The sequence below is a fragment of the Kitasatospora cinereorecta genome (assembly GCF_024172095.1).
Taxonomy (GTDB): domain Bacteria; phylum Actinomycetota; class Actinomycetes; order Streptomycetales; family Streptomycetaceae; genus Kitasatospora; species Kitasatospora cinereorecta.
The window spans coordinates 221,651-233,935 of sequence record NZ_JAMZDX010000002.1 but is presented as its reverse complement, the minus strand read 5'-3'; the positions used below and the strand labels follow the sequence as shown (position 1 = coordinate 233,935).

Here is a 12,285-nt window from a genome sequence, read left to right as displayed (position 1 = left end):
TCCGCCCGATCCGGCGTCACGCCGACCACCACTCGGACCGCCACTCGGACCGTCGGACCGACCGTCAGACCGACCCGGTCTCCCCCGCCGCTGCGACCACGATCTCCAACTCGAAACCCTGCGCGTCGACCAGGTGCACCGCGTCGCCCGTGTCCACCCGAACGGCCCAGTCCGCGGCCAGCGCCGCCGCGACCGCCGCCCGCGTCCCGTGCACCGCGAGGTGGTTCAGCCCCGCCCGCAGGCGCTCATGACCACCCGGCACCAGGGCCGGCGACTGCTCCACCACCAGGTACGCGTCGCCCAGGCGCCAGCTCCGCCCCCGCTCCCAGTGCTGGAACGGCTCACAGCCCAGTGCCAGCAGCACCGGCCCCCACTGCGCCTCGGCCCGCGCCAGGTCGTCGACCCACAGCTCGACGTGATGGAACAGCCCCCGTGCCACCGCCACTCCCCTTTCTCCGGTGTCCGCGCGTCCGTGTGTCCGCGCCCTTCGGCCCGCTTCCCGCCGGCGACGTGACCGACCGTCAGCGCCCTGCGGGAAGCACGCACCCGCCGGGCGGCAGCTCCTCGATGGTCTCGTCCGCCAGCGTGGGCACCCCGAGGTGGCGGGCCGCCGCGGCGACCGCCGCGTGCGCCTGCCGCAGACCGGGAACGCCCCAGCCCAGCAGCTCCACCGCGAGGCCCGGCGAGACCAGCAGTCGCCGGTAGTGCCGGCCCGAGGCGGGATCGGGCACGCTGGGGCCGACCCCGAGCAGCGCGGCCGCCATCCGCACCCGCGCGCACTCGTGCCCGCCGTTGGCCGAGCCGACCCGGTCGTAGAGGTAGCCGAGGTAGAGCGGCGCACCGATGACCGCCTGCGCCTCCTCACCCGCCTCCCGCGCCAGCGCCACCCCGGGATCGCCGCCGTCCTCCGGCTCCAGCGAACCGCCCGGCAGGCTGACGATGCCGTCCCGTGGGTTGACCAGGGTGAGCACCCGCCCGTCCGGGGCGAACAGCCAGCCCCAGGACTGCTTGACCGGCAGCCCCACCGGAACCGCCTCGCCCGGCCGCCACGGCCACCCCGCGGTGGGCCGGCGCCGCACCCGGCCGAGCAGCTCGGAGATCTCCGGGCTGTACTCGATACGGCTCATGCCCACTCCCTCCGGACTCGGGGGTGGCCGGCACTCCGGCGCACGATGGCCAGGACCGGGCCGCACCAGCCCGTCCTGGAGCCGGCAGGTGGGGCTGCCCGGCGCTCCGACTGTTGATCTTCCCCGAACATCCGGTCGATGAACAGTCCTGACGGCCGCTCGGGGCACGGCCGCCCCACCAGCGGCCTCACACCCCTCCGACCCGCTCATCCCCCCACCTCCCCGACCCGCGCCACCGCCCCGCCGGCACCGCCCGACCCGGCCCGCCCACGCACCCCGCCAGCACCGCCCGGCCCGGCCCGGTCCGCCGAGCGAGGTCCCGGCAGGGGGTGCGCGTCGCGCGGCCGAACCGCTCCGACGTCCGGCGCCGGCGGGGCCACCGCGCCGACCTCCAGGGCGGTGAGCGGGTGGAGGCGCCCGTCGGCCACCGACCAGCCGCGCAGTTCCCTCGCGGACCCGGCGCCCACCACCACGTCCGGCCCGTCCGGCCCGTACCGCAGCAGCTCCCCGACGCCGCCGCCGGCCAGCACGGCCGCGAGGGTGACGCAGAACGCCTCCGCCTCCCGCCCGTCCGGCACCGGCGACCGGCCGGCACCGCCCAGCTCCGCGGTGGCGTCGAACTCCTCGCCGCCCGGCCCTTCCGCCAGCAGGCGCAGCCGACAGCCCGCCCCGCCCGGGCCGTGCGCCAGCACGAGGCAGAGCTCGGCGGCGTACGCCAGGTGGGCGGTCAGCAGCTCCGCCGGGTGCGGCTCGCCGTCGACCGCGGCCAGCAGGGCGGCTCGGCCGGCCGCCGCCCCGGCGCGCGTCCGATGGTCGCGCAACAGCGCGGGCACGAGCTCGGCCAGCCGCTCGCCCGCGTAGACGAACGGCTCGCCCGGGTAGTCCGGATCCGCCGCGAACGCCGTCCGGGCGACCGGGTCGGCGGGGGCGAGCAGCCGCTGCGCGCAGAACTCCTCGTACGCGCCGGCCGCCAGCAGCCGCAGGTGGACCGCCAGCCCGGCGCCCCGCAGGACCCGCAGCTGCCGCTCGGTGCACCGCAGGTACCCGCCGTGGTCGGCCGCGTCGAACAGGCGGTAGCGCCGCAGCCGCTCGAAGTCCGCCGCGTCGGCCGCGACGGCGAGCGCGACCGGCTGGCGCGCGGGCGCCCGCCCCGGCGGTGCACCTCGCGCCGTACCCCCGACGCCCGCACCCCCGGCGCCCGCGCCCACCCGCCCCGGACGCTCCCGCCCCGGACGCTCCCAACCGCCGTGTCGCCCACCGTGCCGCATGCCGTTCCCACCGCCCATGACCGACCTCCCGCTCCGCTCGACCGCACTGCCCGGACCATACACACCGTCACCGACAATCGACGTTGCGTGAGCGATCGCGACCGCTGTGACACCTCGTCAGCCCCGCGATGTCAGTGGCTCCCGTTAGGGTCGGGGACCATGCGACTGCTGCATACCTCCGACTGGCACCTCGGGCGCTCCTTCCACCGGGAGAGCCTGCACGACGCCCAGCGCGCCTTCCTGGACCACCTGGTCGCGGTGGTCCGGGCGGAGCGGGTGGACGCCGTGCTGGTCGCGGGCGACGTGTACGACCGGGCGCTGCCGGGCCTGGAGGCGGTTGCGCTCTTCGACGAGGTGCTGTTCCGGCTCGCCGAGCTCGGCGTGCCGACGGTCTTCATCAGCGGCAACCACGACTCCGCCCGCCGGCTGGGTGTCGGTTCGCGGCTGATCGACCGCTCCGGCATCCACCTGCGCACGGATCCGGACGGCTGCGCGGTGCCGGTGCTGCTGGCGGACGAGCACGGCCCGGTCGCCGTCTACGGGCTGCCGTACCTGGAGCCGGCGATGGTCCGGGAGCGGTTCGGCCTGGAGAAGGGCGGTCACGACCGGGTGCTGGGCGCGGCGATGGACGCGGTCCGGGCGGACCTGGCGACGCGCGATCCGGGCACCCGGGCGGTGGTGCTGGCGCACGCCTTCGTGACCGGCGGCGAGCCGAGCGACAGTGAGCGCGACATCACGGTCGGCGGCGTGGCGAGCGTGCCCGCCGGCGTCTTCGACGGGGTGCACTACGCGGCCCTCGGCCACCTGCACGGCTGCCAGACGCTCGCCCCGCACCTGCGCTACAGCGGCTCGCCGCTGGCGTACTCCTTCTCCGAGGCCGACCACCGCAAGACGATGTGGCTGGTCGACCTGGCGGCGGACGGCACGGTGGCGGCGGAGCGGATCGACTGCCCGGTGCCGCGCCGGCTCGCCCGGCTGCGCGGCCCGCTGGAGCACCTGCTGGAGCATCCGGGCTTCGCCGAGCACGAGGAGTCCTGGGTGCGGGCCACGCTGACCGACCCGGTCCGCCCGAGCGATCCGATGGAGCGGCTGCGCGCCCGCTTCCCGCACACCCTGCAGTTGCTGTTCGAGCCGGAGGGGGCGCCCGGCGACGATCCCCGGTCGTACGCGGCCCGGGTCAGCGGCCGCAGCGACCAGGAGGTGGTCGAGGGCTTCGTGGCCCACGTCCGCCCCGGCCGGGTGCTGGACGACACCGAGCAGGGCTGGCTGCTGGAGGGCCTGGAGGCCGTCCGGTGCGCCGAGGAGCGGGACCGGGAGGCGGCCCGATGAGGCTCCACCGGCTGGTCCTGACCGCGTTCGGCCCGTTCGCCGGCACCGAGGAGGTCGACTTCGACCGGCTCGCCGACTCCGGCCTGTTCCTGCTGCGCGGTGCGACCGGCGCCGGCAAGAGCAGCGTGCTGGACGCGGTCTGCTACGCCCTGTACGGCGAGGTGCCGGGCGCCCGCAAGGGCAATCCGCTGCGCAGCGACCACGCCGAGCCGGAGCGGCTGACCGAGGTCACCCTCGAGGTCACCCTGGGCGGACGCCGGCTGGAGGTCACCCGCCGCCCGGAGCAGCCTCGCCCCAAGAAGCGCGGCTCGGGCTTCACCGTCGAGAAGGCACAGACGCTGCTGCGCGAGTGGCGGCCCGACGCCGACGGCGGGCCGTCCGGCTGGCAGCCGCTCAGCAAGTCGCACCAGGAGGCGGGCGAGGAACTGCACCGGCTGATCGGGATGAGCCGCGAGCAGTTCTGCCAGGTGGTGCTGCTGCCGCAGGGCGATTTCGCGCGCTTCCTGCGCGCCGACACCAAGCAGCGCGCCGAGCTGCTCGGGCGGCTCTTCGACACCCGGCGCTTCGACCGCCTGGAGAAGTGGATCGCCGAGCAACGGCTCCGCCAGGAGGCCGCCGTCCGGGACGGGCACCGGCAGTTGCGCGACCTCGCGGGCCGCGCCGAGGAGGCCGCCGGCCCGGCCGCGGCCGATGTCGCCGAGCTGTGGCCGGCCGAGGAGGCGCCCGCCGAGGCGGTGCTCGGCTGGGCGGCGGCGCTGCGCAGCGCCGCCGCGGAGCGGCTGGCCGTCGCCCGCTCGGCCGTCGCGCTGGCCGAGGCCGACCATGCGGCCGCCCAGCGGCGCCGGGAGGCCGAGACCGCGCTGGCCGACCGCCAGCAGCGCTACCGGGCCGCCGCGGTCGAGGCCCAGCGGCAGGCCGAGGCGGCCGCGGCGCTGGCCGGCGAGCAGTCCCGGCTGACCGCCGCCCGGGCGGCGGTCGGGGTGGAGGCGGTGCTCCGGCTGCGCCGCGAACGCGCCACGGCACACCGCGCGGCGAGCGTCGCCGAACGCGAGCACCGCACCGCACTGGCCGCGCTCGAAGCCGCCCGGCCGCTCACCGAGGACGCCGACCCGGCCGGCGCGACCCCGCCGGCCCCCTTCCTGCCCAGCGCTCGCCGTGCCACCGGTACCGACACGGATCGGCCGGCGCCGACGGTCGCCGACGGTCACGAGCGCCCCGCCGTCGAGGCCGCTGCCACCGCCCCCGGCCGGTCCACCACCGCAGTGACTCGACGGTCCCCCGCCCTGGCGGGCGCCGGCGTCGCCGAGCTCGCCGCGGCCGAGCGGCGGCTGCGCGAGCGCTGCGGCCGACTGGACGCGGCCCGGGCGGACGAGCAGCGGCACCAGCGCCTCGGCCACGAGCAGGAGGAGCTGGCCGCCGAGCGGGTCCGGGCCGAGGAGCTCGCCGAGGAGGCGCAGGACTGGCTGATCGACTACGACACCCGGCTGAAGGCGTTGCAGGACGCCCAGGAGACCGCGCGGACCGCCGAGGCCCGGGTGGAGCAGCTCGACGCCCGCCGGGCCGAGCTGTCCGAGCGGGTCGGGGCCGCCACCCGGCGGGACGGGCTGCACCGCCGGATCGCCGAGGCCGAGCGGGCCGCGCTCGACCTGCGCGGCGCCGCCCAGGACGCCCGGGCGCACACCCTCGACCTGCAGGAGCGCCGCCTCGCCGGGATGGCCGCCGAGCTGGCCGAGCAGTTGGCGGACGGCCTGGCGTGCCGGGTCTGCGGTTCGGCCGAGCACCCGGTGCCGGCCGTGCCGACCGCCGACCGGGTCACCGCCGGCGACGAGGAGCGGGCCCGTGCCGCCCAGCGGGCCGCCGAGGAGCGGTCGGGAGCGGCGGAGACGTCGCTCACCGCGCTGCGGATCGAGGAGGCCGCCGCCGCGTCCGCCGCCGGTGGCCGGGCCGTCGCGGAGCTGACCGCGGCGCTGGCCGAGGTGGACGCGGAGCGCCGGTCGGCGCTGCACGCCGCCGACGGTCTCGGTCTGCTCGGCCAGCGGATCGAGCAGCTCGAGCGGGAGCGGCGCGATCGCCAGGAGCGGCTGCAGCAGGCGGGTGAGCGCGGCGCCGCCCTCACCGCCAGGCTGCAGCGGCTCGCCGCCGACCGGCACGAGCTGGCCGGGCGGATCGCCGCCGCGCGGGGTGACGCCCCGTCGGTAGCGGCCCGGCTGGCGGAGCTCGGCCGGCTCACCGAGGCGGTCGCCGCCACCCTGGCCGCCGCCCAGGGCTGTTCGGACGCGGCCGGGCTGCTGGCCGAGGCCGAGCGGGAGGTGGAACGGGCGGCCCGGGCCGCCGGGTTCGCCGACAGTACGGAGGCCGAGGCGGCCGTCCTGCCGGCGGTCGAACGGGAGGCGCTGTCGGCCCGGTTGGAGCGGGTGCACACCGCGCTGGCCCGCGGCGAATCCCTGCTCGCCGAACCTGAGCTGGCCGAGGCGGCCGCCCGGCCCGCCGCCGACCCGGGCGCCGCCCGGGCGGCCGAGGCGCTGGCCACCGACCGCCTGCGCCGGGCGTCGGCCGTGGAGCGGGCCGCCGTCGAGCGCGGCGCGGCGCTGGCCCGGATCGGCGGTGCGCTGACCGCGCTGGCCCGGCAGCTCGCCCCCGCGCTGGAGCGTTTCGGGCGGATCAGCCGGCTCGCCGCACTGCTGGCCGGTGCCCCGGCGGAGAACGCGCTGCGGATGCGCCTGGAGTCGTACGTGCTGGCCGCCCGGCTGGAGCAGGTCGCGGCGGCCGCCAGCGACCGGCTGATCCGGATGTCCGGCGGGCGCTACACGCTGGTGCACAGCGACGGGCTGGTCTCCGGCACCAAGCGCTCCGGGCTGTCGCTGCGCGTCGTCGACGCCTGGACCGGCAGCGAGCGCGACACCGCCACGCTCTCCGGCGGGGAGAGCTTCTTCGCCTCGCTCGCCCTGGCGCTCGGCCTCGCCGACGTGGTCACCGACGAGGCGGGCGGCATGCCGCTGGACACCCTCTTCATCGACGAGGGCTTCGGCAGCCTGGACGAGCACACCCTGGAGGAGGTCATGGACGTGCTGGACGGTCTGCGCGAGCGCGACCGCGCCGTGGGGATCGTCAGCCACGTCGCCGACCTGCGCTCGCGGATCCCGGCCCAGTTGCTGGTCCGCAAGCACCGGCACGGCTCCACGCTGCGGCTCGCCGCCCGCGAGGACGCCTGACCCGGCGGCCCCGGACACCCCCGGGCGGCCAGGCCGGCCGGGCTCAGCCGGAGCAGGCGATCCGCTGGGCCTGCTGCCAGGTGCACACCGGGCAGAGCGTGGTTCCGGCCTCGGCGGCCGGGTACTCGGTCGGCTCGCCGCACAGCACGCAGTCGGCGCGCGGCCCGTCCGCCTCGGGCGCAGGCGTCAGGCCCCGCACCGCATCGGCGTCGTCCGCCGTGAGTTCGCACACCTCGGTCCCGTCCGTCATACCGCTCCTCCTGCCCCGCGCCTACGTTGTGCCTACCCTGTGCCCCGCCGTGCCCACCCCCGGCCGTCACCGTGCCCACGACGGGTCGGCGACGGCCGCTCAGCCGAGGAAGGAGAGCCGGACGGTCCGTCGCGGGTTGTCGCCGTTGGTGTCGATCAGGACGATCGACTGCCAGATGCCGAGGGCGAGCCGCCCCGAGATCACCGGCAGAGTCGCGTGGGGGGCGACCAGCCCGGGCAGGACGTGGTCGCGGCCGTGGCCGGGGCTGCCGTGGCTGTGGCGCCAGCGGTCGTCGGCCGGGAGCAGGTGTCGAAGGGTGGCCAGCAGGTCCTGGTCGCTGCCGGCGCCGGTCTCGATCACGGCGATCCCCGCGGTGGCGTGCGGGACGAAGACGTTGAGCAGCCCGTCGCGGCCGCCGGCGGCCGTGGTGAGGAAGGACTCGCAGCGTTCGGTGATGTCCAGTGCCACTTCGGCGCTGCCGGTGGTGACCTCGAAGGTGAGGGAGTGGAAGGTGTCCGCCATGGTGCCATCCTGACCGATCGTCGGCCCTGCTCCGACGAGCCGGGCCGTCCACCGCACCGGAATGCGGGTACGACCGATTCCGGGTACGACTTCGACCCGATGGACCCACCCGTTCCATCGGGTCGCCGGCCGCCGCGCCCCGAAGGGGCGGCGCGCCGTCTGTGCAAGCGCCGTCCGCGCTAGCCGCGGCTGCCGAAGAGGCTGCGGCGGAGCCGGCGGAGCGGTGCCATCAGCGAGACGCGGACGCTACGGCGTCGCGCGGCGGGCGTACCGGCACCGGCGGGGCCGGTGGGGGCCGCACCTCGCGGCGTCAGCTCCCTTATCAGGCCGAGTGCTTCGGCCGTGTCGACCGCCGAGATGGCGGGCGCGCCGAGGACAGCGAGGTGCCGCTCGATCCGGCGGCCGGTCGTACCGACGCCGCATTGGACCGCCGGTACGCGGGGCCGTGCCCGCACTTTCATGTGTTCCATCAGTTTTCCCACCCCTACGAGGCGCCAGGGCCGTGAGGCGAAGACTATCCGTGACTGACGGCCTTCGCGCAACCGTCCTGGTGTTCTGCCACCGTACCGTGGATACGGAACTGACACTTCACCAGGTCCGAGTGGCCTCGATCACGAGTACGCATCGGTTGGTGGTGCACCATCGGCTTTCCGGGCCCTCGGGCGGCCGGATGCGGAGCGGGGGCGTGTACCGGCCCCGGACCGCGCGGGTCGCGCCGCAGGTGCCGGGACTGACCCGGATGCCCCCGAAACGGCGGCTCCGGAGGTTTGGACCCAGCGCACGCGTGACGGGCGTCGACCTACTCAGGGGCCCGAGCGTCCACAGGGGCCCGGACGTCCACAGGAGTCCGGACGTCTACAGCGGCCTGAGCGAGGTGGGGGGCTCCAGCGGGCGCCGGGTCTCCGCCGGGTCGAGCATCCAGGAGATCCCGAAGCCGCAGAGGCCGAGGCCGGCGAGGGTGAGCAGGACCAGCAGGACGAGCCAGGCGCCGGGCGAGGTCCAGCTGACGTGGTCACCGTAGCGGATGAGTCCGACCAGTCCGAGCAGGCCGGTGGCGACCAGTGCGGTCATGCCGCTGCGCACCCGGCGCAGCTCGGCCTCGGCGAGGCTGAGCAGCAGGGCGGCGCCGAAGGTGAGGCACCAGGCGCCGAGGACCCGGACGTCGAGCGGGCCGGCCTGCCAGGGCCAGTGGCGGGCGAGTGGATCGGGGCGCAGATAGAGGAGGAGTCCGGCGGCGGCCAGGGCGGTGCCGTTGCCGGCCATCGGGAGGGCGACCCACCAGGGCAGTCGGGGTGCCCGCGTCGGGGCTGGGCCGCGGACGCGCCACTGGGCGCCGAGGGCGATCAGTCCGATCGGCGGGGCGGCGAGGTGGACGGCGAGCCAGATCCAGGCGCTGGCGAAGGCGAGCAGGCTGCCGCCGAGCAGGTGGAGGGTGCCGCGGCCGAGCAGGGTGGCACCGAGCATCAGTGGCATGAGGAGGGCGCAGGCGGCGACCGCGACCCGGACCCGCTCCCAGTGCCGCTCGCCGAGGGCGAGGGCCAGCATGGTGCAGGCGCCGCCGTAGCCGGCGCCGAGCAGGACGGCGGTGACCGGGGACATCCGCCAGGCGAAGAAGGAGTCGGTGGCGGTGGGGGCCAGGGTGAGCGTGACGGCGCTGTAGCCCGCCGCGACGGCGAGCGGTGCGATCATCATCAGCTTGAGCACGAGGCTGACGGGTCTGGACACGGGCCCCTCCCCGGGGAGACGACGCCGCACCGTGTGAGACGTCGCGTCAATATAGGAGGGGTCGGCCACGCTGGGCAATGACTTCGACACGCTTCAGAAATTGAACACATTCGAGGGATTGACGTGGCTGAAACCTCCAAGCAATATCTGTAGCAACACGGAAACCGGGCTCGAAGCCCAGTCTCCCCCGATCGGATGATTTGGAAGATGAACGAATCATCCGAACTGGCACTTCCGACACCCCGGTGAGCCACTGCCCGGCCGTCTCGACGCTGCGACGGCCCGGCTCACCAGCGGTGGACGGACCGGCGGTCGGTCGTTGAGGGTCGGCCGGACCGCCATCAGGCTGCCGGTGCCGCCGCTCGCACGGCGCGGCACCGGCGGTCGCTTTTTCCGCCCGCGATCATCGCACGCGATCACCGCCGCCGCCCCGCCGCCCCGTCGCGATCGCCGCCACCCCTGCCGCCACCCCCGTCGCGATCACCGCCTTCCGGCCCGGCCCGGCCCGCTCGGTAGAGTGTGCGTACCCGGCGCCCCACCGGAGATCCGGCATCCGGCATCCCTTCGCGGAGTGAACGCAACGTGAGTCCCCTGCTCAGCATTGTTCTGCCCGTCCACGGGGTCGAGCGCTTCCTCCCCCAGTGCCTCGACTCCCTGCGGGCCGACACCGCCGCACCCGGCGAGGTCGAGCTGATCGCGGTGGACGACCTCTCCCCCGACGGCTGCGGCGCGATCCTCGACGCGTACGCCGCCCGGGACGAGCGGATGCGGGTCCTGCACCTCACCGTCAACCAGGGGCTCGGCGGCGCCCGCGAGGCCGGCCTGGCCGAGGCGCACGGCCGCTACGTGTGGTTCGTGGACAGCGACGACTGGCTGCCCGAGGGCGCCCTGGACGCCGTCCTGGCGGAGCTGCGCGCCGAGGAGGCCCGCGCCGAGGGCCCGGCCGACGTGCTGCTGACCGGCTTCACCCACGTCTACAACGACGGCTCCACCGAGCCCAACCCGTGGCGCCGCGTGCTGGCCGGCTCGCCGCTGGTCGAGGGCTGCACCGCCGCCGAGCACCCGGCCCTGTTCAACAGCGTGCTGGCGGTCTGGAACAAGATCGTCCGGCGGGACTTCCTGACCGGCCTCGGCGTCTCCTTCGGCCGCGGCTACTACGAGGACATCTCGGTCACCTACCCGGTGCTGCTGGCCGCCGGCCGGCTGCGCTACCTGGACCGCCCCTGCTACCACTACCGGCGCGGCCGGCCGGGCGCCATCACCGCGACCGCCTCGCCCAAGCACGCCGACGCCTTCGCCCAGTACGACGCGATCTTCGCCTTCCTGGACCGCGACGAGCGGGCGGCCGCCCTGCGCACCCTGGTCTTCGACCGCACGGTCAAGCAGGCGCTCACCGTGTACGACACCCCGGGGCTGGTCCCGGTCGAGCTGCGCGCCGCGTTCTTCGGCCGGATCGCCGAGCACTTCGAGCGCCACCGCCCGGCCGGCTACCGCTTCCCCTCCGGCGCCCGCGGCGTGCAGTACCGACTGGCCGCCCGCGGCGCCCGGCGCGCCTACGCGGAGCTGCGCCGGGGCGGACGGCTGCCCGGCGCGGTCAAGCGCTCCACCCGGGCGGTCGCGCCCGGGGTGAAGAAGGCGGTCCGCAGCAGCGCCCGGTTCACCGCCTACAACACCTTCCGCCGGCTGCCGCTGGACCGGAACCTGGCCGTGTACGCGGCGTACTGGCACCGCGGCTACGCCTGCAACCCGGCCGCGATCTACGAGAAGGCCAAGGAGCTGGCCCCGCAGGTGCGCGGGGTGTGGGTGGTGGAGAACCGCGAGCGGGCGGCCGCGCTGCCGGCCGGCGTGCCGTACGTCATCGTCAACACCCCCGCCTACCTGAAGGCGATGGCCACCGCCAAGTACTTCGTCAACAACGTCAACTTCCCGCACACCATGGCGAAGCGCGCCGGCACCGTGCACGTCCAGACCCAGCACGGCACCCCGCTGAAGGCCATGGGCATGGACCTGCGCGACCGGCCCGGGGCCGCGGACGGGATGGACTTCGACCGGCTGCTGGAGGGCGTCGCCCGCTGGGACTACCTGGTCTCGCCCAACCCGCACACCAGCACCGAGTTCAGCCGCGCCTTCCCCGGCCGGTACGAGCTGCTGGAGACCGGCTACCCGCGCAACGACCGGCTGGCGAACGCCACGCCCGAGGAGTGCGCGGCCGTCCGCGAGCGCCTCGGCATCGCGGCGGGGCAGCGCACCGTGCTCTACGCCCCCACCCACCGGGAGAACCGGGGCGGCTTCGTGGAGCTGCTGGACCTGCCCGAGCTGGCCCGGCGGCTCGGCCCCGGCCACACGCTGCTGGTGCGCGCCCACTACTTCCACACCGGCGGCCCCGGCGACCTGACCGCAGGACCGGATGCGGCCGAGATCGTGGACGTCTCCGCGCACCCGGTGGTCGAGGACCTCTACCTGGCCGCCGACGTCCTGGTGACGGACTACTCCTCGATGATGTTCGACTACGCCGTCCTGGACCGGCCGGTCGCGATCTTCGCGCCGGACTGGGAGGAGTACCGGCGGGTGCGCGGCGTCTACTTCGACCTGAGCGCCGAGCCGCCCGGCCCATTCGCCACCGAGCCCGAGGCGCTGGCCGAGGCGCTGCTGGCGGGCGACCCCGAGCCGGCGGTGCGGGCGAAGTTCCGCGAGCGGTTCTGCCCCTGGGACGACGGGCGGGCCGCCGAACGGGTGGTCAGCCGGGTGTTCCCGGTCCGCAAGTAGCCGCCGTACGGCCCGGGTTCCCGCTCCGGACGCGAACCAGCCGGTCCGGCGGCGGGCCGTCGGTGGACGCCCGAATCCGCCACGCC

10 protein-coding genes are annotated in these 12,285 nt (G+C 75.9%); 3 read left to right on the top strand and 7 right to left on the bottom strand.

What is annotated here, in order from left to right:
- Positions 1–64: 64 nt before the first annotated feature.
- From FHR36_RS07985 to FHR36_RS07975, 3 genes are all read right to left on the bottom strand, one after another.
- Entirely contained in the window at positions 65–439 is a 375-nt protein-coding gene (locus FHR36_RS07985) for a VOC family protein (RefSeq protein WP_253795173.1), read from the bottom strand.
- 82 nt (positions 440–521) lie between these two features.
- Positions 522–1,127 (bottom strand): NUDIX hydrolase, encoded by a 606-nt coding sequence (locus FHR36_RS07980; RefSeq protein ID WP_253795171.1) that lies wholly within the window; start codon positions 1,125–1,127, stop codon positions 522–524.
- 206 nt (positions 1,128–1,333) lie between these two features.
- Positions 1,334–2,413: a DUF8829 domain-containing protein gene (locus FHR36_RS07975; protein WP_253795168.1), complete on the bottom strand. Its 1,080-nt coding sequence runs from the start codon at positions 2,411–2,413 to the stop codon at positions 1,334–1,336.
- Between the two features lie 141 nt (positions 2,414–2,554).
- Between FHR36_RS07975 and FHR36_RS07970 the strand changes: the two genes are divergently transcribed.
- Together FHR36_RS07970 and FHR36_RS07965 are read left to right on the top strand one after the other, a co-directional pair.
- Entirely contained in the window at positions 2,555–3,724 is a 1,170-nt protein-coding gene (locus FHR36_RS07970) for an exonuclease SbcCD subunit D (RefSeq protein ID WP_253795166.1), read from the top strand.
- Complete coding sequence (locus FHR36_RS07965; RefSeq protein ID WP_253795164.1) at positions 3,721–6,936, top strand: AAA family ATPase; 3,216 nt, start codon at positions 3,721–3,723, stop codon at positions 6,934–6,936. The genes FHR36_RS07970 and FHR36_RS07965 overlap by 4 nt, the downstream gene beginning before the upstream one ends.
- A gap of 43 nt (positions 6,937–6,979) precedes the next feature.
- On the opposite strand, the gene FHR36_RS07960 is transcribed toward FHR36_RS07965, so the two are convergent.
- The 4 genes from FHR36_RS07960 to FHR36_RS07945 form a co-directional block, all read right to left on the bottom strand.
- Positions 6,980–7,186 carry a hypothetical protein gene (locus FHR36_RS07960; protein ID WP_253795162.1) on the bottom strand — a complete coding sequence of 69 codons (207 nt, stop codon included), beginning with the start codon at positions 7,184–7,186 and terminating at the stop codon, positions 6,980–6,982.
- Between the two features lie 99 nt (positions 7,187–7,285).
- A complete protein-coding gene (locus FHR36_RS07955) occupies positions 7,286–7,708 on the bottom strand; it encodes a secondary thiamine-phosphate synthase enzyme YjbQ (RefSeq protein WP_253795160.1) in 423 nt (140 codons plus the stop codon).
- 179 nt (positions 7,709–7,887) lie between these two features.
- Positions 7,888–8,178, bottom strand: a complete 291-nt coding sequence (locus FHR36_RS07950) for a hypothetical protein (RefSeq protein WP_253795158.1) — start codon at positions 8,176–8,178, stop codon at positions 7,888–7,890.
- A 385-nt stretch (positions 8,179–8,563) separates the two neighbouring features.
- Entirely contained in the window at positions 8,564–9,433 is an 870-nt protein-coding gene (locus FHR36_RS07945; protein WP_253795156.1) for a hypothetical protein, read from the bottom strand.
- Between the two features lie 582 nt (positions 9,434–10,015).
- Here FHR36_RS07945 and FHR36_RS07940 point away from each other — a divergent pair.
- Entirely contained in the window at positions 10,016–12,199 is a 2,184-nt protein-coding gene (locus FHR36_RS07940) for a bifunctional glycosyltransferase/CDP-glycerol:glycerophosphate glycerophosphotransferase (protein ID WP_253795154.1), read from the top strand.
- The last annotated feature ends 86 nt before the right edge of the window (positions 12,200–12,285 follow it).